Origin of the sequence: endosymbiont of Bathymodiolus septemdierum str. Myojin knoll (assembly GCF_001547755.1) — a bacterium.
Taxonomy (GTDB): Bacteria; Pseudomonadota; Gammaproteobacteria; order PS1; family Pseudothioglobaceae; genus Thiodubiliella.
On record NZ_AP013042.1, the window covers coordinates 588,032 to 609,026 of the forward strand.

General features: G+C 39.3%; 34 protein-coding genes and 1 tRNA gene. All 35 read left to right on the top strand.

Annotated features, from left to right (window positions below; translation table 11 throughout):
* Positions 1-9: 9 nt before the first annotated feature.
* On the top strand, positions 10-678 hold the full coding sequence (gene gpM, locus BSEPE_RS03130) for a phage terminase small subunit (RefSeq protein WP_066043998.1): 669 nt from the start codon (positions 10-12) through the stop codon (positions 676-678).
* 78 nt (positions 679-756) lie between these two features.
* A complete protein-coding gene (locus BSEPE_RS03135) occupies positions 757-1,203 on the top strand; it encodes a head completion/stabilization protein (protein WP_066044001.1) in 447 nt (148 codons plus the stop codon).
* Between the two features lie 10 nt (positions 1,204-1,213).
* A complete protein-coding gene (locus BSEPE_RS03140) occupies positions 1,214-1,489 on the top strand; it encodes a hypothetical protein (RefSeq protein WP_066044004.1) in 276 nt (91 codons plus the stop codon).
* A gap of 135 nt (positions 1,490-1,624) precedes the next feature.
* Positions 1,625-2,101 (top strand): phage virion morphogenesis protein, encoded by a 477-nt coding sequence (locus BSEPE_RS03145; protein ID WP_162262081.1) that lies wholly within the window; start codon positions 1,625-1,627, stop codon positions 2,099-2,101.
* A gap of 2 nt (positions 2,102-2,103) precedes the next feature.
* Positions 2,104-2,292 carry a DUF2635 domain-containing protein gene (locus BSEPE_RS03150; protein WP_066044009.1) on the top strand — a complete coding sequence of 63 codons (189 nt, stop codon included), beginning with the start codon at positions 2,104-2,106 and terminating at the stop codon, positions 2,290-2,292.
* Positions 2,292-2,849 carry a hypothetical protein gene (locus BSEPE_RS08230; protein WP_331710349.1) on the top strand — a complete coding sequence of 186 codons (558 nt, stop codon included), beginning with the start codon at positions 2,292-2,294 and terminating at the stop codon, positions 2,847-2,849. The genes BSEPE_RS03150 and BSEPE_RS08230 overlap by 1 nt, the downstream gene beginning before the upstream one ends.
* A 36-nt stretch (positions 2,850-2,885) precedes the next feature.
* Positions 2,886-3,407 carry a phage tail sheath C-terminal domain-containing protein gene (locus tag BSEPE_RS08235; RefSeq protein WP_331710350.1) on the top strand — a complete coding sequence of 174 codons (522 nt, stop codon included), beginning with the start codon at positions 2,886-2,888 and terminating at the stop codon, positions 3,405-3,407.
* Between the two features lie 11 nt (positions 3,408-3,418).
* Positions 3,419-3,781 (top strand): phage tail tube protein, encoded by a 363-nt coding sequence (locus BSEPE_RS03160; protein WP_066044012.1) that lies wholly within the window; start codon positions 3,419-3,421, stop codon positions 3,779-3,781.
* Positions 3,781-4,158, top strand: a complete 378-nt coding sequence (locus BSEPE_RS03165; RefSeq protein WP_066044014.1) for a phage GP46 family protein — start codon at positions 3,781-3,783, stop codon at positions 4,156-4,158. The genes BSEPE_RS03160 and BSEPE_RS03165 overlap by 1 nt, the downstream gene beginning before the upstream one ends.
* A complete protein-coding gene (locus BSEPE_RS03170) occupies positions 4,148-4,888 on the top strand; it encodes a baseplate J/gp47 family protein (RefSeq protein ID WP_066044017.1) in 741 nt (246 codons plus the stop codon). The genes BSEPE_RS03165 and BSEPE_RS03170 overlap by 11 nt, the downstream gene beginning before the upstream one ends.
* Positions 4,889-4,897: 9 nt before the next feature.
* Positions 4,898-5,389 carry a hypothetical protein gene (locus BSEPE_RS03175; RefSeq protein ID WP_066044022.1) on the top strand — a complete coding sequence of 164 codons (492 nt, stop codon included), beginning with the start codon at positions 4,898-4,900 and terminating at the stop codon, positions 5,387-5,389.
* A 51-nt stretch (positions 5,390-5,440) separates the two neighbouring features.
* Entirely contained in the window at positions 5,441-5,947 is a 507-nt protein-coding gene (locus BSEPE_RS03180) for a hypothetical protein (RefSeq protein ID WP_066044024.1), read from the top strand.
* Positions 5,948-5,964: 17 nt separating this feature from the next.
* The gene (locus tag BSEPE_RS03185; RefSeq protein ID WP_066044029.1) at positions 5,965-6,492 is read left to right on the top strand and encodes a hypothetical protein; all 528 of its coding nucleotides are present in this window, start codon (positions 5,965-5,967) and stop codon (positions 6,490-6,492) included.
* A 50-nt stretch (positions 6,493-6,542) separates the two neighbouring features.
* Positions 6,543-6,869, top strand: a complete 327-nt coding sequence (locus BSEPE_RS03190) for a hypothetical protein (RefSeq protein WP_066044031.1) — start codon at positions 6,543-6,545, stop codon at positions 6,867-6,869.
* Between the two features lie 64 nt (positions 6,870-6,933).
* On the top strand, positions 6,934-7,836 hold the full coding sequence (locus BSEPE_RS03195; protein WP_066044033.1) for a DUF7217 family protein: 903 nt from the start codon (positions 6,934-6,936) through the stop codon (positions 7,834-7,836).
* A 71-nt stretch (positions 7,837-7,907) separates the two neighbouring features.
* Positions 7,908-8,069 carry a hypothetical protein gene (locus BSEPE_RS07990; protein WP_157059377.1) on the top strand — a complete coding sequence of 54 codons (162 nt, stop codon included), beginning with the start codon at positions 7,908-7,910 and terminating at the stop codon, positions 8,067-8,069.
* A 94-nt stretch (positions 8,070-8,163) separates the two neighbouring features.
* Positions 8,164-8,322 carry a hypothetical protein gene (locus BSEPE_RS07995; protein ID WP_157059378.1) on the top strand — a complete coding sequence of 53 codons (159 nt, stop codon included), beginning with the start codon at positions 8,164-8,166 and terminating at the stop codon, positions 8,320-8,322.
* 208 nt (positions 8,323-8,530) lie between these two features.
* A complete protein-coding gene (locus tag BSEPE_RS03200; protein WP_066044037.1) occupies positions 8,531-10,894 on the top strand; it encodes a hypothetical protein in 2,364 nt (787 codons plus the stop codon).
* Positions 10,895-10,908: 14 nt separating this feature from the next.
* Complete coding sequence (locus BSEPE_RS03205) at positions 10,909-11,433, top strand: hypothetical protein (protein WP_066044040.1); 525 nt, start codon at positions 10,909-10,911, stop codon at positions 11,431-11,433.
* On the top strand, positions 11,426-11,917 hold the full coding sequence (locus BSEPE_RS03210; RefSeq protein WP_066044043.1) for a hypothetical protein: 492 nt from the start codon (positions 11,426-11,428) through the stop codon (positions 11,915-11,917). Before BSEPE_RS03205 ends, BSEPE_RS03210 begins: the two co-directional genes overlap by 8 nt.
* A gap of 84 nt (positions 11,918-12,001) precedes the next feature.
* Positions 12,002-12,469, top strand: a complete 468-nt coding sequence (locus BSEPE_RS03215; RefSeq protein ID WP_066044048.1) for a hypothetical protein — start codon at positions 12,002-12,004, stop codon at positions 12,467-12,469.
* A 64-nt stretch (positions 12,470-12,533) separates the two neighbouring features.
* Complete coding sequence (locus BSEPE_RS03220) at positions 12,534-13,760, top strand: terminase large subunit domain-containing protein (protein ID WP_066044054.1); 1,227 nt, start codon at positions 12,534-12,536, stop codon at positions 13,758-13,760.
* Positions 13,761-13,778: 18 nt separating this feature from the next.
* Positions 13,779-13,916 (top strand): hypothetical protein, encoded by a 138-nt coding sequence (locus tag BSEPE_RS08000; RefSeq protein ID WP_157059379.1) that lies wholly within the window; start codon positions 13,779-13,781, stop codon positions 13,914-13,916.
* Between the two features lies 1 nt (position 13,917).
* Entirely contained in the window at positions 13,918-14,457 is a 540-nt protein-coding gene (locus BSEPE_RS03225; RefSeq protein WP_066044057.1) for a phage portal family protein, read from the top strand.
* Complete coding sequence (locus BSEPE_RS03230) at positions 14,454-14,807, top strand: phage tail assembly protein (protein ID WP_066044060.1); 354 nt, start codon at positions 14,454-14,456, stop codon at positions 14,805-14,807. Before BSEPE_RS03225 ends, BSEPE_RS03230 begins: the two co-directional genes overlap by 4 nt.
* 820 nt (positions 14,808-15,627) lie before the next feature.
* A complete protein-coding gene (locus BSEPE_RS08195; protein ID WP_269450669.1) occupies positions 15,628-15,732 on the top strand; it encodes a GpE family phage tail protein in 105 nt (34 codons plus the stop codon).
* Positions 15,725-16,168: a hypothetical protein gene (locus tag BSEPE_RS03235; protein ID WP_066044062.1), complete on the top strand. Its 444-nt coding sequence runs from the start codon at positions 15,725-15,727 to the stop codon at positions 16,166-16,168. Before BSEPE_RS08195 ends, BSEPE_RS03235 begins: the two co-directional genes overlap by 8 nt.
* Positions 16,169-16,203: 35 nt before the next feature.
* The gene (locus BSEPE_RS03240) at positions 16,204-16,971 is read left to right on the top strand and encodes a hypothetical protein (RefSeq protein WP_066044065.1); all 768 of its coding nucleotides are present in this window, start codon (positions 16,204-16,206) and stop codon (positions 16,969-16,971) included.
* Between the two features lie 11 nt (positions 16,972-16,982).
* Entirely contained in the window at positions 16,983-17,495 is a 513-nt protein-coding gene (locus BSEPE_RS03245) for a phage tail tape measure protein (protein ID WP_066044068.1), read from the top strand.
* Positions 17,496-17,500: 5 nt separating this feature from the next.
* Positions 17,501-17,791 carry a hypothetical protein gene (locus BSEPE_RS03250; protein ID WP_157059380.1) on the top strand — a complete coding sequence of 97 codons (291 nt, stop codon included), beginning with the start codon at positions 17,501-17,503 and terminating at the stop codon, positions 17,789-17,791.
* A 246-nt stretch (positions 17,792-18,037) separates the two neighbouring features.
* Positions 18,038-18,409, top strand: coding sequence for a hypothetical protein (locus BSEPE_RS03255; protein WP_066044074.1), 372 nt, complete (start codon positions 18,038-18,040; stop codon positions 18,407-18,409).
* 1 nt (position 18,410) lies between these two features.
* Complete coding sequence (locus BSEPE_RS03260; protein WP_066044077.1) at positions 18,411-18,914, top strand: hypothetical protein; 504 nt, start codon at positions 18,411-18,413, stop codon at positions 18,912-18,914.
* Positions 18,915-19,185: 271 nt separating this feature from the next.
* Positions 19,186-19,262: transfer RNA gene (locus BSEPE_RS03265), tRNA-Glu, on the top strand.
* A 19-nt stretch (positions 19,263-19,281) separates the two neighbouring features.
* Complete coding sequence (rluD, locus tag BSEPE_RS03270; protein WP_066044079.1) at positions 19,282-20,232, top strand: 23S rRNA pseudouridine(1911/1915/1917) synthase RluD; 951 nt, start codon at positions 19,282-19,284, stop codon at positions 20,230-20,232.
* A complete protein-coding gene (gene pgeF, locus BSEPE_RS03275) occupies positions 20,219-20,929 on the top strand; it encodes a peptidoglycan editing factor PgeF (RefSeq protein WP_066044082.1) in 711 nt (236 codons plus the stop codon). Before rluD ends, pgeF begins: the two co-directional genes overlap by 14 nt.
* The last annotated feature ends 66 nt before the right edge of the window (positions 20,930-20,995 follow it).

The window sequence follows — 20,995 nt, forward strand, 5'->3', positions numbered from 1 at the left end:
GGGTTTATTATGAATATTTTTGCACAACACAGGGCTAGAAATGCTAGCAAAACAACTGTTAAAAAAGCACCACCAGAAGAGCATGGTGAGGTTAAAAATAACATAACCAAAACCCTACAACAATTGTTTAAGTTGGTTTTAGACGATGTTAAACGCTTGAAAGATACAGAAAAAAGCAAGCGCGATGGCTTAAAAATACAGTTAATCTCTAAGTATCAAGACTCTTTAGACGAACAATGCGCTGAAGAGAGTTGGACGGGTAATCTGTTTATTTTTTGGAATATCCTTTGGCGTTTTGATGTGGGTAATTTTACCGACGGTTGGAAATTGGCGCTACTTGGTTTTGAGCGCGGCTTAACTGCTGATAAAGAAGTTTTTAAGCGCAACTTTCCTACAATCATCGCCGATACTATTTACGAATGGGCGCAAGATACTTATGACAATGAGGAATCTGAATCGCCAATTTTGGCTGAGTTAATATCAATGCTTGAGACGGCAGACGGCTTAAACATCCATCCTGCTGTTCATTCAAAATTGTTGAAATTGCAAGCCATTCTAATCACCAAAGACAATCCTAAATTAGCGCTGACTTATTTTGAAAAAGCGACAGAGTTAGCACCAAAAATCGGCGTTAAAGGCCGCATGGACGATATTAAAAAAAGGTTAAAATTAGTTTAAAATAACTAACCCCCCGAGGGCTAGGCAAGTATTTGTTTTTTACTTTTCAAATACAAACCAAAACCCTCCCCTAATTTTATGGCTGAATACATTGGACAAAATCAAGAGCAAACAGGCAAAGACATTAGTGTTGATTTCTTCCCTGTGCTTAAAGTATCTGATTTTCAGTCAAGATTTAACAATCTAAAAGAGACTGATGTTGATGTTGTTAGTGTTGCGTTAATTGATGCAACAGACAAGGTTTCACATCATTTAAAAAAAATCAAAAGCAAGTTTAATGACTTTGATACATTTGTTAATAAGCATGAGTTGGATGACGCAGCGGTGCGTTGTTTATTTGCTCGCGCAGTCCATAATTTTGCCATGGGCGATATTTTGTCATCCAGCATCACCACGAGCGACACTAAATATGCCGAGGACCGCGTCAGTAATTTACAAGAGCGCATAAATATGCACGAGTCTCAGGCGCGCCAAGCAATTTCAATGTTGCAACGCAAGCCAACCATTTTAGCCAAGGTGGTTTAGATGAAAAAAAATGCAACAATTATTTGATGAAATTATCAAAATAAATGGCGTAAATAAAAACAAAGTCTTATCTTGGACAGAAGACATAAGACCAGCGTTCAAGTCAACAATAAACGACGATGGTTTTGTCTTGACTTACACCGCCAATTTCTTAATCCAATCAATCTCTCAAGATAACCAAGTGCTAGAGCACATCACTTTGTTTTTGTCGGCCGTAGACAGATACGATTTGGAGCCAGTGTTTAATACTGATGTCATAAATAACGGAAAATTGACCTGCAATTAACCGTTAAAATTGAAGAGCAGGCTGATTTCGTTCAAAACAAAAACGGCACATGGATAGCAAACGGCTTGAAATGCGACTTGGTTTACCAGGGTTTTGAGGGCCTGGATGTTGCTGTTGACTTTAAAGGTGCAAGCTATGTCAAATAAAAACTTTGACAATCTCAATGAATTAATCCAAGGCTTGGCGCTTAATAAAGTGCAAGCAACCAAACTCAACAAGGCGGCGGGCAACGCTATGCGTAGAGTTGTTCGTGCTAATTTAAAAAATCAAAAAGACACCGATGGAAAACCGTTTCAACCCAGAAAAATTCAAAAATTCAACCTGGCAAAAAACGGCAAAATATCATTAAATAAAAAAATGTTTAGAGGCGCATCTCGCTCACTAAATCAAGACGCAAACGCAGACGGTGTGTCCGTTGGCTATTCTAGCGTTGCCGCTAAGATATTAAAAATTCACAACGAGGGCGGCAAGGTCGCATTTAGAAGAGGTTCAGGCAAATATGTCGCCTACGCCATGCCAAAGCGTGAATTTTTAGGTTGGTCAGATTCAATGACTAGCGAAGTTAGAGATTCAATTATTAACGAATATTCAAAATTACAAGGAGCACACTAAAAATGCCACAAACCACATTTAAACTTGAGCCAACCAAGGCGGAAACCGAAGCTCTTGTGCTGGATCCTATTACCAAAAAACCTTTAAAAGAAGGCGAAACCAAACCTAAAAACACATTTTGGATGGCACGCATTGCTGAGGGCGATGTGAGAATTGTAAAAGAAAACATTAAAAACAAGGAGAAAAAATAATGTCAAATATCAGCTTTAACGAAGTACCGAACAACATTAGAGTCCCGGGCGTTTACATTGAAATAGACCAGTCTTTAGCAAATAATGCTGAAGACTTGCAGCAGATTTTAGTGATTGCACCCAAGGGCACTGCAGCCGCTAATAAAGTATTCCCAACTACCATTCCCGATGACGCGCTAAATTTATTTGGTGAAAATTCAGATGCGCACAAAATGGTCACCACTATTTTTGCACAAACCAAAGCGCTGCCGATTAACACAATCGGTGTTGATGGTAATAATATTGGTGCAGCGTTGGCCGCCATTGGCGATACCCAATATCATTATATTTTTAGCACTTTTAATGACAAAGCAAATATTGATCGCCTTGCTGATTTTTTAAAAGAGCGATTCGATGCCATGGCACAAATTCCTGGCATTGGTTTTGTTGGCAAAAAAGGCACGAGTGCAGAAGTGAATGCGTTTTCAAAGCAATTTAATTCGCCATTTGTCTCTATCGTAGCGATTAACAGCCTTGTCTCTACGGTTTCAGAATCTGTGGCGGCTTATTATGGCTAATGTGCGCACTCATTAGCGATTGACCCGGCTCGCCCATTGCAAACACTTCAGTTGCACGGCATTAAAACCAATGCAACAACAGAATGGACGCCGACCGAACGCAACTTAATGCTTTACTCAGGCTCATCAACTTACACCACTAACACCGCTGGCGATGTTTTTGTTGAGCGCCCGATTACCACTTATCGCGAAAATAACGCAGGCGTGGCTGATGACTCGTATCTTGATGTGATGACTGTTGCCACAGCAATGTATTTCCGCTCCAAGCAGCGTAGTCGAATTTTGAGTCGTTATCCGCGTCATAAATTGGCAAAAGACGGTACAAACTTTGCCCCTGGCCAAGCAATCTTAACGCCAAAATTATTCAAGTCAGAAATGTTTGGCTTATATCGTGATTTAGAATTGGCAGGCATTGTGCAAGATTTTGACAATTACAAGACCACTTTTGTTTGCTCAATCGATCCAAAAAACCCAACGCGCATCAACTATCAAGACCAGCCAATATTTGTTAATGGCTTGATTATCGTTGCCGGCAAAATTCAATTTCGTAAAAATTAAAGGAGAATAATATGGCTATTATTACATCAAGAGGCACGCTAGATATCCCATCAATGGGAAGATTACCGACTCAAAAAGGCATTACTTACGGCTTCGGCAACCCGAAGCGCGAACCTGTTATGGGTGACAGTGGGCTACTTGGTCACACTGAAGAATACACAGATTCAGCAATGATTAAATGCAAGTTGAGTGACACCAGTGCGCTAGATAAAGAGAAACTGCAAGCTGTTGTCGATGAAACGGTAACGCTACAAGTAAATAATGGTCAAGCCTTTACGCTCAACAATGCGTTTATGGCTGATGTGGTTGAAGTGGACACATCAAGTGGTGACATTGAGGTTACTTTTTACGGTTCAGAATTAATCGCAATCTAATGATTAACGGTTTCTCGCTTGCAGCGTTGAACTTAGTTACAACGATTGACGGTTTACGCCACGCTGTATTAGAATCAATTTTTAGCGATGCCAAGGCTTACGATTGGCAAGCTGAGCGCTTTGGTAATTCTGATCATCGAGGATGGTGTTTTGAATCGCAACTTAACGAGCATGGCTCAAAAATATGGTTATTGCTTCGAGAGAAGAACACGCCAGAAACGCAGGCAACGCTTGTTGGTTACATCAACAAGGCGTTGGATTGGGTTAACGAATACGGGCGTTTTGAGTTGATTACCGAGCGATCACTTAATCGCATTAACTTTCAACTGACGGTTCATTACCGCAATTTAACCATCGAGGTGGAAAGTGAAGACTGATTTAAAGAGCATTATTGAGCGAGTAATCGCTGATTTTGAATTTTCAACTGGCGAAAAGGCTGACGCTAATCAAGTAATTGAAGCGCTAATCGGCGCGTTTAGTGGTGCAAATCATGCAATTTATCGCTATATTGATAATCGCTTAAATCAAATGTTCCCTGCTTTAGCTGATGAAGACTGGCTAAAAATATGGGCCAGCATCACTAAAACACCAAGGCTAGATAATGAAGCGATTGACAGTTGGCGTAAACGCATTAACGCCGCCCTGGCTGGTCGAAATAGGTTTGGTCGCACAGAGGATTTAATAGCGTGGGGCTTACTATATGATGATGTAACTTTTGTCTATGTTCAGTCAAACACCCCTGAAAACGGCATAACCACTTTGGTTTTAGGCTCTAATGACATACTCAGCGACGCGCGCAAATCGACATTATTAGACGAAATATCGGAAAACATGCACGAGGGCACATTTTTAATGCTGAAACAATCAGAGCCACAGCCTGTGAATTTTGAAATTACCGCCGACGCGCAATATCGTCAATTAATCGAAAGCGCTTTAAGTAAATTTATCAAAAATACCAATGGCGAAGCCGATGCGCAGATTACTATTGCAAAAATTCACGCACAAATAGAGTCCGTCACAGACGTTTATACTTTACATCAGCCAGCGCAAAAAATAACCGCGCAAAACAGCAAGCACTTGGTTTTAGGAGTTATAACATGGCAGTAGAGTTATAACATGGCAGTAATTGACACCAGCAGAAGTGCAGCAGACTACTCAAAAGCCATTAAGCAATTGTTGCCGCCTGGAAAATACTGGGAATCAGCACATGCAGGCAAAGTGACTGACACATTGTCTGAAGAGTTGGCGCGAATTCACACTCAGATAGATACAAAATTCACAATTAGCGCATCAAAAGTAAGCATCGGCTGGAAGCGATCAGATTGGGAGCAGATTTTAACAGACGCAGGTTTGAGTGATTTTAAAGTCACTTCTAATCACCGACTTGGCTTTATTGCGGGCGACAATACAAGCACTCAGCTAGGCTCATTTGATAATTTAAAACTGATATTTATCAGCTATCCAATCAATCAGCTAGATTTATTCACAGCATCAATTCCAACGCTTCAAGCACACAAATTAACCGACACACGCATTCAAGTCTGCCATCCAATCAACATTTCAGGATTAATGAGATGTGGCGAATTAAACGATCATCTTTTGGTTTGAATAAGCCCTTTTACAACAAAATAATTTTTATCAATAATTTAAAATAATAATATGCATAAAATCGACACACCTAACGCAAATAACAACAAATTTATAGACCAAGACACGGCTAACGGCATTGTCGGCACTTCAGCGTCTGCAGCTTGGCTCAATTCTGTTCAAGATGAAATTATCAGCGTACTTATTAAAGCAAATATTGTTCCAAACAAAGCAACTGACAATCAGCTTGCAGATGCTATTAAACTTATTGCAAAAGATCAATTAGGAAGTGTGGACACAAGCTTTTACGCACTGAAAAATGGAGACGCAACTAAAAAATTCAAGGTTGCTGACGCTACAAACAATAACGAAGCAGTCAACAAAGGTCAAGTAAACGGCATTGCAATTTCTTTTGGGTCAATTCAAGTATCAGGTTATGTAAATAATTATGATGGAATAATGGATTGGACAGCCCCGAGCGGTTCTGTTATTGTTGGTGTTTATTCTGTTCACAGTAACCAAGCAGAAGACAGAAGATTTAAGTACAAATATAGAAGTATTTCAATATCAAACATCTAGATAAAAAAGGGGACAAAATGTATCTACTACTAAATGATGACAAAAGTGTAAATTTCGCAGGCAGTCATCCAATCGATAAAACGTTAGACACTAAAGGGCTAACGCTGGTTGAATTTAAAGATACGCCACTTAATGGGGTGATGGATGGTATCGACATATTCGAGGCTTTCTGGGACAAAGATAAAAAGGCTCTTGTTGATGAATTCGGAAATGTATTTAAGTCTTTCAAAAATGAAAAATGGGTAGAAGATACTGAAGCCAAAACAAAAGCAGAACGCGAAAGCAAACAAAACGCAATCATGGATAAGGTATCTAAAATAATCGATGATGAGTGTAAAAAGAAAATTTATTACGATGGTCTTGGATTCATTAATGGTGCGTCAAGTGCCTCAAGACACCCATTTCACCCGGATGGTGAAAAGTTACTAAAATGGACTGATAAAGTCTGGAAGAAAGTAAGTGAAATAAAAGCGGGAATTAATGATGGTTCAATTGATATTGCAACAATCGATGTTGAAGTAGAGATTGGAAAAATAGCGGTATAGTAGTAAGCAGTGCATGTTACTGTAAATTTAATAAAATAAGGAGGTAAGATATGAGTATAGGTTCATTTTTAGAGGATGTCGGAAACACAGCAGAGGATATTGGCTCTACCGTAGGAGATGTCGGCACTGGAGTTGTGGATACCTATAACGGTGTTAAAACTGTACTAGGTGATATTAAATCTGCAGTGGGGGATATTAAATCTGTAGTAGTTGATGTCAAAACTACGGTACTTGATATCCAAGAGATAGTAAGTGATGTTACAGACGCATTGGATGACATCACAACCGTGGTTGGTCTTGGTAGAAATCCTGTGGCAGGTGGTAGACGCAATCCTGTGGCAGGTGGTGGGCGCAGGCGCAGGCGTCGTAGGAGATAGAAGCACCGCGAGTAAAGCAGTGTGTATTACTGCGAATTTAATTTAATAAGTAAGGAGAAATAATATGTTCGGTTTTGTAGGTAAACTTTTTAATAATGTAGTAAACGAGGTCAGTAAGGTGCCAGATATTGTCGTATCTGAAGTTAACAAGATACCTGATACTGTTAACTCAGTTGTGAGGGATGTAGAAAAGGAAGTTAACAAAATACCTGATACTGTCAATTCCGTAGTAAATGATGTACCAGGTATTATCAACTCTGTAGTAGATGATGTGGCAAAAGAAGTTAGCAAGGCACCAGATATTGTCAACTCTGTAGTAGATGATGTGGCAAAAGAAGTTAGCAAGGCACCAGATATTGTCAACTCTGTAGTAGATGATGTGGCAAAAGAAGTTAGCAAGGTACCAGATATTGTCAACTCTGTAGTAGATGCCGTACCTGACCTTGTCAACTCTGTGGCGGGGGAGGTCCAATCCACATTGGAGGATATCAAATCTGCGGTGGAGGATGTGCCAGACATTGTTAACTCTGTAGTGAAAGAGGTAAAATCCGCATTAGAGGATATCAAATCAGTAGTTGCTGATTTGCCAGACATTATCAAATCTGTAGCAGACGCAGTGCCTGAGATTGCCAATTCTGTAGCAGATGATGCACCTGAAATTGCCAACTCTGTAGCAGATGCTGTATCCGATGCTGTATCCGATGCTGTACCTGACATTGTCAACGCTGTAGCAGATGAAGTCAAATTTGTAGTAGACGCTGTACCAGGTATTGCCAACACTGTAGCAGATGCGGTACCAGGTATCGTCAACTCTGCAATTGGGGGTGTCAAATCCGAAGTAGATGGAGTCAAATCTGTAGTAGAGGAAATCAAAACTACTGTTGAGAATATCAAATACGAAGTAGAAAAACTTAAAAAATCAAATACATCTGAAAGACGCAAACAGAGGCATGAATTATGGCGATAACAAAAGCAAACATCGTAATAAACAAAGGGGATTTTTGGGTTTAAGTTTTAGATAAGGAAGGCTTTGTAATTGTGAATAGCAATTGTCACTTTGCATACGCTGACGCAAAGCCAGCAGATGCTTTTAACGGAAATTTTACGGCCGATAGACAAATAAACAATATCAACAATTCAAAACTCTGGATAAAAGCAACTAGCCATTATCCAACTGTTGTAATACCGAACGAGGAATAAGACGGCAGGATTTTCAATAGGGGGTAGCACTGGTGGCACTGCGGTTGTATCAAAATTAGTAAGCCCAACGGACTTCTCAGATGTTACTACTGCATTGAGTAACCCCGCAGTGGCAGGTAGTCAAGCGGGTGATTTTGTTAAAGTCGCTGGGGATATTCATGAGGTCATAAAAACTAGCCCAACTGCAGTCGCTGATTTAGTGCGACTTGCTGGTGGCACTGCTGGCAGGGGGGTTTTTGTATTATGCGAATAACGAAATGTCCTGGGATTCGACAGTAAATTACTCAAACGGTAATATTGCCAGCCGACGGCACAAAGACCATAACTGTTACTCGTAATTATAATGCGACTGGAAATATAACAACGACCGTATTAAGTGGTGATGCGCCCAACGGTGTCGATTTAACAGAGACACGAACTTATGATAGCAACGGAAACATAACTAAAAAGGAGTACACCTAATGGCATTTACATTAAGCGGAAGCATTATTACTCAAACTGGAACAGATACTAGTTTATCGGGATTAACTAGTATCAGTGCTGTGGTGAAAACAACACAAGGCGCTAGCACTAGAGAGTTTAGTCTTTATGACATTGGCAACCGTAAATTAGTAGTCAGTGGTACTTTATCAATAAACGCTCCTAAAGAGCAACTACTAATTGGCTCTTCAGCACCACGAAATTGCTTGATAGTCAGAGGCACTTTAAACATCAACGATACTGAAACAATCAACGGTTTTGTCAGGACACAGAAAAGAGTTGCAGTTAAAACGACTTATGGTAGGCTCACCTGTTGCAGTGATTATTCATTAGAAGTATCTGCAACAGGCTCACTTATCATGCGAGGCGGGGCAATAGAAATGGCTTCAAGTGTCTATTTTCACGCAACTTCTACTATCGACATTGAAAACGGTAGAATTGAATTGGTAGCAACACCAAACGCAAACTACCAGATTAGACAATATTCTAATAATTTCAAAGCAACAAACTTTGAACTTGTTAAATACGCAATGACAATGATTGGTAAGCCTGTTCTGTTTACTGGATACACTCCTACACAATGCAATGAGGGTATTGGTTTCAGTGGTGATTCATCTGCTGATGAGTATATTTTTAAAGATTTTGGAGGAGGTCATCGAGGCAATCTTAGAGATTTTGCCCTTTGGGATAATAAAAAGTGCAAGGTGGTTAATTCTAAAACGGGAACAGATATTGTCGTTGCTAATCACGTGGCTGGTAATAGTGGCTCAAAAGGGACTGTGTCTGTATTTAAAGAAATAACAACAAGCATTACGGATAACAATGGTGTAATTAATGATGCTGTTGTATTTATTAGAGATACAGACAATGGAAAAAGAACAGACGGAAATGGTTACACTTTTTCACCAGACAGGACTTATTACGAAACTGTAACAAACGGCAAAATTCCAACGACAAGTATATTACTTGGTGTTGTTAATGAACCAAGTTATGACGCTAGCCCTGATTTTGATTATAGGGGCGTAAACGGGGATAATTCTGATATTTTTAATGTGCACATCTGTAGTTACTTACACAAATATAAGCGGGTAGAAATGGCACTTAAAGGTTTGGGCACTGCCGACATCTCTGAAGCGGTCTTTGCCGACACAAAAATCTCACAAAAAGATATGAGCATTGTTAGTACTTATACAACAATTGATAGTGCATCAATGCTTTACGATTACTTAAAGTATCTAAAAACACTTGAAGCAAACATTGAAAAGCCTTCAATCGACAAGCAATTATTAGCGATAACAGGCACAGTAGCAACTATATCATCTGGCTATTCGCTAGTCAGAGACCAATCATTATCGGGTGCACCAGTACAAGTTACTGGTACACAAATCAAAGTCAAGACTGGTGCTAACGGGTTGCGACAGGATACCACTGCTGACAATTTATCAGGCACTGTTACTGCAAGTTTTGATGGGCACACAACCCTTGTATATGTTAACTCCAATGGTAAAGTCAATTGCAATTTCTCAGGAATTGACAATCAAAACTTTGGTCATAACTTAAGTGCAGTGTTTTATAAACTACCTGCTGACGCCAACTGGACAAAACAAAGCGTATCGGGCGACACTGGAACAATTGAAGTAACTGCGAATACAGACTACAACATTAAAGTGTACAGTGCGGGGTATACACACCAAGAATTCAATATAAATAGTGGTGATTTTGGGATTAGCAAGGATGTTAAACTTGTCTCGATTAAAGACAAAAATGGTGCAAATTTGTATACTAAACCAATCAATCAGACTTTATACAATGCAACATCCTATCATGCAACAACAAGGTCAATGCGTATCACTATTGAAAGCACCAGCGAACAGCAAACTTATGACTTTAATACATCGTTTAGAGTGTTGCAAGATACTACTCATAATGCAACTTTAATCGGAACATTTGCTGATGCTATTTATGTTAATGTTGATGTTAATGTTAATGTTGATGTTAATGGTTTTATTGTACCCCTTGGAAATTTCCTGAGTATTACCAAATCTTCTGCCACTCCGAAAGTACACTTAGGTGTTTTGTTTGAAAGAGAAGATGGAACTTCGATAGAAATTGGCGCTATCAAGAAATTAGACGGTACAGATTTAGAAGTAGGAGGAGTAAAACGATATCATTTGCAGGACGGCATTACTGTAACGAACCTTACACAAACCAATACTGTTACCAATGTTTTAACAAGAGGTGTGTTTGATAGCGTAGTAAATTCAATACCTGCAAAAGTCAATGAAGCAGTGACCGATTTGCCGACAACAGCAGGAGTTAGGCAAATAGTAAATAATGCCGCATAGCAAGGGACATAATAATGAACATACAACTGCTAAAATTGACAGGTATCAACAAAAGAAAGTTTATCGTTACAGGTAAAGATTTATCGTTGTTCGGTGTTAAGATTGAAAATGGTTTTGAGTCTGATGGTGAAAGCGTCCCAAGACTCTTTATTTTAACCCTTGCAACAGCACTATTACTATTTGTAAAATTGCCAGATTATCTGTCTAATTCACTCATCCTTTTTAGTTTTTTCACGGGCATATCGGACAATATGGGTTGGTTTATGAAACCTGCAGTTGTCCATGATTACAGGTACGGAAAAGCCAGCACTTTGTTTGGTTGGATACCAGCAAACTTCGAATACTTGTCTAATATGCTCTCTAAGGTAGAAGAATTAGTAGTAAAAAATCCGAATGAATTTGTCTTTCCAAGAAAAATTTACCATATGGTTTTAGGCACCATTATGGCAATCGTTCATTTTTTAGGGGTGATGGCTTTTGGGTGGATTATTTATTATAAATATTTGATTAGCAATAAAAGCAAGGGCAATAATGAGTAAAGTACTTAAAGATATTGTCGGGCAAATTAAGAGAGATGGTCTTAAGAAGATAACCAAAACTATCTACCTAGGGGCTTTTATGTTTTTAACCTACCTTCTCGGGGAAGCAGAGATTGCCAGGGAGTCCATGCTCCACGCCAAGGATTTCGATTGGGGCAGTCCATTAGTGCGACTAGACCTAGTTGCATTATTAACCGCGCTGTCAATAATTTTTATCTATGTTTGGTTTACTGTAATCCATTTTAAAACAAAGATTATCGCAGAATACAGTCATAGTAAGATGTTTGCATTTACCCAAGCAACCGTATTCGCTCTTAGTGCTGGCGCTTTTTTATGCTCCAATCATTTTAGCTTCCGAATAATTCCGCAGGAATTGAGCGACCTGCTGTACGACATCAAGGATGTATTAACATTCGCTATTATAATGGTTTTCTTGTTGGATGCTTTTTGGTTTAGTAAGGTGCTAATGAAGGACAATGCTTGATATTGTATATCTGATACTGCAAATAGCCTACATAGCATTAGTAGCGTGTATCCCGTTTTATTTACTGTTTTTTAACAAAAGAAAATGAAAATTAAAATACTATTAATTATGTCTGCGCTACTATCATCTTGTGTCTTAGATAGTTTCAATGACACAATAGAAACTGGAGCAAACGCAACTAAAACTGTCGCGACGGGCATTGCTATTAAAAAAACAGGTGATGCAATCAAAATATTAGCAAAGTCTAATATTAAAAAGCAGGAAAATAATGCGCTAAGAATTAAAACAGATGCAACAGCGCTTCAAACAGCAGTGGCGATTTTGTTTTCTATTGAATCTGAAAAGGATAGAATAGCATTAGCAAAAAAATTGTTAGAAGCGAAGTCAAAAAAGACTTTACAAGAGAACTTAACAAAACGGGCTGAACATCAATCAAACAGATATTTTTGGTCGATACTTGGCGTTTTAATCGGGTTTATTTTAAGTGTTGTATTAAAATCGTTTAGTTCTACACTCAATAAAGTTAACGCAGATATTAAATTTAATCATTAAAAAATAATGCGCTTAAATCAAAAGCAAAATAAAGCACTCGATTTATATTTAGCCGCAATTCCCAATGCCAGCGCTAAGTAAGCAGCAAAAACAAGCACTGGAGTTGTTCTTATCAGCAACTTCTATTGTTGATATTGCCAAGGCAACGGGCGTTGCGCGCACAACCGTTTCCGCATGGATTAAAAAATTTAATTGGCAAATTCAGGCTGATTACAAACCACTTAAACAACAAATATCAGAGCGAATTCGCGTGCTATTAAAAGTGATGGATAAAACTTGCGAGCAAAACAAAGAGTTAAAAACACTGCTCGCTTGCACTAGCGACGATTACGCACAAAGATTAGACCCAAAAGCACACTCTGAAGGGCAAGGCAAGGTCGATAAAAGCAAAAAAGGCAATAAACTGGTTAAAGTTAAAAACAGTTTTGAAGGTGTTACGCAAAAAGATTTTGACGGTAAATTTGATTCACTACTACTAGGCTATCAGCGCAAGTGGCGAGAAGCAAAAATCGCACATGCAAAAGGTGAGTTTATTGAAGACGCAAAGGGCAAAAAAATCAAAATGCCACGCACCAGGGCAATACTCAAATCACGCCAAATTGGCGCCACTTGGTATTTTGCCGCTGAGGCCTTTGAGGATGCTGTGCTGACTGGTGACAATCAGATTTTTCTATCAGCATCACAAAATCAAGCGTTCATTTTTCGCACCTACATTCGCCAATTCGCAAAGGATTGGTTTGATGTTAATCTAAAAGGCACGGATTCAATCGAGCTGTGGAATGGCTCTACTATTTACTTTTTAGCAACTAGCGCACGCACCGTGCAAGGCTATCATGGCCATACCTATATGGATGAATTTTTCTGGATGCAAAATTTTAACGAGTTTAAAAAAGTCGCAACGGGTATGTCGTCGCACAAAAAATGGCGACGAACCTACTTTTCCACACCATCCACACTGAGTCACCCTGCGTATGGTTTGTGGTCAGGTTCGCGCATGAAAAATGTAAAAGACAAAGACAATGTTGACATCACAAATAAGCATCTAAAATACGGCGAAATTGGCTCTGACAGAATTTGGCGAATGGTTACAACTATTACTGACGCTGAACAAATGGGGTGCAATTTCTTTGATATTGACGAACTAAAAGACGAGCATTCAAAAGCCGAATTTGACAACTTATTCTTATGTAAATTCGTTGACGATGCCGACTCAGTTTTCAAATTAACCAAATTACAAAAAGGCGTGGTTGAGGCTGGCGCTTGGGACGATTTCAACCCTAAATCCTCTTAGCCTTTTGCCCAGCACCCTGTGTGGCTAGGTTACGACCCTGCTCGCTCAAAAGACGACGCATCGCTTGTTGTTATTGCCCCGCCGTTGCAAGCGGGTGGTAAGTTTAGATTGCTTGAGCGCCATAGCCGAGCGAGTTATTCACTTAAAGTAACTTGATATGCGTCAAGAAATCTACGGCATACCCGAGTGGTTCGCCGCGGTTTCAAGTACGCTATTGAGCGAATCCGCAACCCTATTTAGACGCAAATATTACAAAAACGGCGCGCATGCAGGCTTCTTACTGTATGTTAATAGCCCTGCTATCGGCGAAGAGGAAGAAGAAGAAATCAGCGAGCAGCTAAACTCATTTAAGGGCCTTGGTAATTTTCAAAACATGTTCATTAACGGACGAGGCACGGAAAAATATAGGCCTGAGCTTATCCCGATTGGTCAAATTGACGCTAAAGACGAGTTTTTAAATATCAAAAACGCAACACGCGATGACATCATGGCAGCGCATCGCGTGCCACCGCAATTAATGGGCGTGATGCCATCGAACATGGGCGGATTTGGCGATGTCAAAAAAGCGGCCGCCGTATTCTTTGCTAACGAAATCACCACATTGCACACTAAGTTATTATCAATCAACGACATAGTCGGACAAACCGTCTTTACAACCCAACCTTACGAGCTTTTAAAAGAGGAAAAAACATCATGAAAAATCAAACAATAACACTATCAACTGCTGTGGAAATCAACGGCAAAAAAATCAAATCTATCACTTTAAGAGAGCCAATGTCTGGCGAACTTCGGGGTTTGTCAATGCTTGAAGTCGTGCAACTTAACACCGACGCCATCACTACGCTTGCACCGCGTATCAGTGACTTAACTGAGACTCACATGGTCAACATGGGCGCATCTGATTTGCTGGCTGTTGGCGGGGCAATCCCAGCAAAAACACAGGCACATAGGCACGCAGACACAGACATACATCACAATGTACATACACCACACACCACACACTACACAATGTGTAGTTATTTAATTACAACACTACACAATGTGTAGTTATTTAATTACAACACTACACAATGTAATGATAATGCATTGTGTAGTTATTTAATTACAACACTACACAATGTAATGATAATGCATTGTGTAGTTATTTAATTACAACACTACACAATGTGTATTGGTGCATATATGTAAGCACACCAGCACATACAGGCTTAATCAACCATACATTGTGTAGTGTAAAGTAAAACTTTACAATGTACTGTTGATTATGGAAAATGATTTCTAGAACCGTTTTTTAAAGGGGGTAAACTTTTTGAGTTTTCTTGCTTTTCTAAAATTACTGTAAAATCAATGAGTTAAGGGCTATGCGATGTAAAGTTTTAAAACGAGTTCAGCACAGGGTAATATACGGTAAATTTCCAATGGCTTGAAAGTAGCAGTGTATCAATGTTTTACTAATAAATAGGTGAAACCAGTACATAAAAAGGGTGTATTTCCATTATTTGAAAAACTCATATCGCGATATGAAAATTTTAAGAATTCACAACGCTCACGCAAATACATGCAAAAACGCCCACAAGCCCCGTCCTTAAAGGCTTACAAGCGTTTTACCCAACAATATGAATAATTCCTGTTTTAGCCCATTTTGTCAAAAAAGCCTATAGCAGTAGGGTATGCAGACCATTGAAAAAATATCAAATTCTTACCTGTTTCCAATATTTCTGATATTCCCCTGCACTTTCTACATTATTCCAATTAATTTAACTTTACACTGAGCAGTCATACCAATGGTTTTAACACTCAATGTAAATGCGGGTTTTTTCGCACCTGCCAACTGATACCAGAATCAGTTGAGCAGGCATACGCAGATATCTCAGTCGTGTTTCATTGGCAACCAAGCGAAATGGACACAATGAGCCTTGATGAGTTAATGAGTTTTAGGAAAATGGCGCAGGAGCGCAACAAATATGAGTAAATTAGATCTAAGTTTTAGTCTAAAGATGATTGACAAAATCACTGAGCCAGCTCGCCGCGCGCAAAAAGCACTTGGTGGCACTGGTACAGCTCTTGACAAGTTACAAGCTAATCTTAAAGACACTAAGGCTCAACAAGCAAGTTTAGATGCTTTTAAAAAGACAACTCAGCACGCCAATAAAAACAAAGAGGCTATTGCAGCACTGAATTTGACGCTTAAAGAAAAAGGAAAATTAACCACTAGCCAAGCCGCCAAGCTCAAAAAACTCAACGGACTAAACAGCGAATACACTAAGTCGTTAAAGTCGCAATCTGCTAGCATTAAAAAAATGGGCTTATCCACCAAAAACCTAAAGCAATCAGAAAAAGCACTGCAAGCGAGCCGCGAAAAAAGCATTAGGCAGATAAAAAAATCAACAAGCACACTAAAAAATTAATAGCGCTTAGATCTAAATTAAAAAGCGTTGCAAAAATGGGGGCTATTGGTGGCGTTGCTGCCATCGCAGGCGTCGCTAAACTCGGCCGTGTGTTACGATCAACAGCAGACGAGATGGACAAAATGCACAAGCAGGCTAAAAACTTGCAATTACCACTGGACCAATTCCAGGCGCTAAGACATCAAGCGGAGCTCGCAGGCGTTGCTAATGACGCATTAACAAAGTCATATCAAACATTTAACAAAAATTTAGGCGAGTTAAAAACGAAAAAAAGTTCATTGATGTCAACAGCACTCAAAGACTTTGATCCAAAATTACTTGAAGCGATGAAAAATGCTAAAGACTCAACTGCAGCATACGACTTGGTGCTGGTTAAAATGCAAAGCATGACAGACGCTTCTAAAAAAGCCGCCCTGGCAAACGCTGTTTTTGGCCGCAATGGTAAAGATATGCTCAATATGCTCAGCGAAGGTACCGACGGCCTGGCAAAAGCAAAAGCCAATCTTGCTGCGCTAGGCGGTGGGCTCACGGCAGAAGATGCCAAAGCCGCAGAAGACTTCAACGACTCAATTACACGCATGGGGCAAGCGTTTGACACCGTTAAGTTTTCCGCATTCACGCCAATCCTTAAAGACTTGACGGGCTTATTTGAGCGATTAGTCGAAAAAATGAAAGACAAAGCTTGGCGTGATGACATTACTGCAAAATTAAAAGCAGGGCTTCAGGGCGTTATGTCTACTGTTAAGTCTGTGATTAAAATATTTCAAGCTTTAGCACCAGCGATTAAATTAACTTCACATTAGTTGCTAGCGTCATGGTTGCAGCCAAAATACCCGCCATAATCGGCGCAATATCGACGGCTTTTACAGCGCTAAAGGTCGTTATGCTCGCTAATCCTGTGGTTGCCATCGTTACCGCTATTGCCGCTGCTGCTTATCTGATTTACGACAACTGGGAGGGTATTAGCGGTTTTTTCACTGGAATTTGGGACGGAATTAAGAGTGTTTTTTACTCGGGAATTGTTTTTATTGTTGAATCAGTTAAGCGAATAACAGCGTTAATTCCCGATAAATTCTTGCCAGATTCAATGTCAGCTGAAAGCCTTGATAAAACCATTGCAAAATACAAGACGCTTTCAAGCACTATTAAAACCAACGATATTGCTAGCAAAATATTGGTAAACAACAAGCCTCAGCCCGCGCAAAAATCAACGGTCGAAGTTAATGTTAAAATAGACTCACAAGCCCCTGCCACGGTTGAAAAAGTCAAAACCACTGGATTTGCAAGTGCAAATCTTGATCTTGGCAATTTTGCCACGGCGTATTAAAACATTTGCAAACTTTAAACAATACTAATATGAATGAAATTATTTTTAAATCTGTTGATTGCTGTGAAAATTGCGAACATTCAACTACAAGAATTCCTTTTGGCTGTCGTGACAGCGACGAATATTCTAAAATTTATTGTCAAAAACTTAGCATAACGACTCGTGCTAATAGAAAGTGCAACATCTTTGAAGTTGAGAATCCCATCGATGTCAATTTGAAAGAAGAGAGAGAAGCAATTGAACGCAGCAAAAGAAAACTTAGGAGAGGTTTATACGGGGTTAGTAAACCTTGGTGAATTTCAAGAGCGACAATCGGCTTTATTTTAAAAATCAACCTACTTTTAAGTTAGAAAAGATAATATAAGTATTTATATTATCTTTTTTTTTGCCATAAAAAAACCCTACTCCCAAGCCGTTTCCAGTTTATTTTTGATTTATTTAATAAAAAGACTTGACAATACGCCTATTAGGCGTATAATGATTTTAAAGGTTAAGGAAACTCTACTGACTAAGCAGAACTTAGGTTTTTAGGAGAAATAAAAATGCTAGTAATTTACGAGAAAAGCGGAAGTAATTTAAAAATGGTTTGGACTTGCGATGACGAGAGAGAGTTTATCTCAAGAATGGATGAGGAGTGCACAGATAGAGAGATAAACACTTATGAAGATGCGTTTGATGCAATTGATGCTGACCAACCTTTTATCAAAAACACAGATGACAATGATTTCATTAATGAAATCATTGAGGCTTTTAAATTTTTTATTGAGGATTTGAACGAAACAGTAGATTTATACGATTTTTCAAAATTTGATAAAAATTATCCATACGAATTACTACTTGAAGTTGATAATGTTAATGGCACTGACGGAGTATCGTTATTAGATTTAATCAATGCTCATAACAATAAGGAATAACATGCCGCACTGGAAAACAAAAGACGAAATTACACTTTGTGTTGATGGAATTTCTGAACAATTTAAAAATATAGTCTTCGTTGACGATAAAGGTAACGAATTTGCAACGATGTTTGATGCAAGCGAAGAATACGAATACGCCTTATCGCAGGGCGTTGAAGTGTCAAACGACGAAATAATTGTTATTAATTTCTTGTCAAAACATTACCCAACCGAAACAGCAATAGATGTCGTAACGGCGTTTAGATTTCAGACTGCTGACGATAAAGTTGATGCTAAATACATGCTTGCGCCAACTCTTAAAGAGGCAAGGCAAGATTTTGACTGCGTAGACTCTCAAGATATCAAAGAATTTCTTTTTGAAAATGGGTTTTCAGCAAGTAAATTTGCTAAAGAAATATTGGTGTCTGAGCGAACGATTCAGCATAGATTTAATATTAACGATGAAAGGGAGTTGAGCCTTTCCGAGAAATATCTCGCTAAAGTTTTGCTTTATTCAAAATAAATCTACTTTGGTTTTAAAGTGGTCGAATTCGAACACTTTAAAAAATGACGACAAAATGACGACGAGAAACAACTTAAAAGGTTTTGAAACGCTTTAAAACCACTTGCTTTTTATTTTATTTACTTTAAAGCAAGGTGTTTCAAGTGTTTTTAAGTCTTTTTAATGCTCTTTAATTCGGAGTTCGATTCTCCTAGGCGATGCCAAACATTAAAACGGTTTAATTTTTAATTGAGCAGTTTTTTTTCGCCTTAAAAAAGTGTAAAATATATTCGTCCCGTTCGTCTAGCTGGCCCAGGACTTCAGGATTTCATCCTGACGACAAGAGTTCAAATCTCTTACGGGACGCCAAATTATAAAAAACACATTTATGAGTCAATTAAATATTATTATTCCAGATCGCCTCATTGGACAACGCATTGACAGCGCATTGGCAATTATGTTGCCAGATTATTCGCGTTCTAAAATTACGGCTTGGGTTAAATCTGGGTGTGCATTTATTAATCGGAAGGCGTTCAAACCGAAGGACAAGGTGTTGGGGGGTGAGATTGTTGCGCTGGAGATTAAGAAAGAAAAGAACAATGATTGGCTGGGAGAGGATATTCCGTTAAATGTTATTTACGAAGATGACGATATCATTGTTGTTAATAAGCCAGTTGGACTGGTGACGCATCCAGGGGCGGGGAATTGGACAGGGACGCTGGCGAATGCGTTACTGTATTTTGACCCGTCATTGGCGAAATTGGACAGAGCGGGCATTGTGCATCGGTTAGATAAAAATACATCAGGGTTGATGGTGGTGGCTCGGAGCGAATTGGCGCAGAAGATTTTGGTGGAGCAGTTTCAGGAACATTTGGTGGACAGGGAATATTCAGCGATTGTGTATGGACATATGATTTCTGGCGGAACGATTGAGGCGCCGATTGGACGAGACCCGAAAGATAGAATTAGGCAGGCAGTGGTTGAGGAAGGCGAGGGCAAGGATGCGATTACGCACTATCGGGTGATTAATAGGTTTGCCAATCATACGCATATTAAGGCGATTTTGGAGACGGGGCGTACGCATCAAATTCGTGTGCATATGTCACATATTGGACATCCATTGTTAGCAGACCCAATGTACGGGGGCAAGATTCGTTTTCCAAAAAAGGCAGACGAGGTGCTAAAAGACACTTTAAAGGGTTTTAAACGACAGGCGTTACACTCTAAGAAATTGACGCTGACACACCCGATTACCGAGCAAGTAATGTCGTGGAAAGCAATGTTACCAAAGGACATGCAAGATATTTTAGATATTTTAGGACGGCATGATCCTATCTAACTTTCCTGCTAATGTTAAATTGCTGACCACTACCCGATATGTAACAGGTGGGGCGAGTGTTAAAGGCTATGAGAATTTTAATCTTGCTACGCATACGGGTGATAATCTAGATGCGGTTGAATATAATCGCGCCTTACTGGTGTCGCATTTTAATTTACCGAATACACCGAAATGGCTTAATCAAACCCATTCTGACATTTGCTTAAAGGCAAATTCTTACGATTGTGATGGCGATGCAGTAGTGACGCGTGAAAAAAATGTGGTTTGCGTGGTAATGACAGCGGATTGTTTACCGATTTTTGCGTCTAATCAATTAGGCACACAAGTGGGTGTTGCTCATGCAGGTTGGCAAGGGATTTTGAACGGGGTAATTGAGTCGTTTGTTCGCTCATTTGACGGGCGTGATTTGTTGGTGCATTTTGGTCCTGCAATTTCAGCAAAGAATCTAGAAGTTGGGGTTGAGGTGTATGAGCAGTTTGTTACTAAGGATAAAAAATTGGGTAAAGCGCTGACAGCAAAGAACAAAAAATATCACTTGGATATTTATCAAGCTGCACGCATTATTTTGAACAATGTAGGCGTTGAGTCAATCACGGGTGGCGATGAGTGCACCTTTGAACAAAGTGAAGACTATTTTTCTTATCGTCGGGACGGTACGCATTCAGGCAGAATGGCGCATCTTATTTGGATTACTTAGAGAGACCTTTGCATAAATATGAATAACCATCAAAAACCAATTTTTTAAACCCTGCCTTAACCCTGC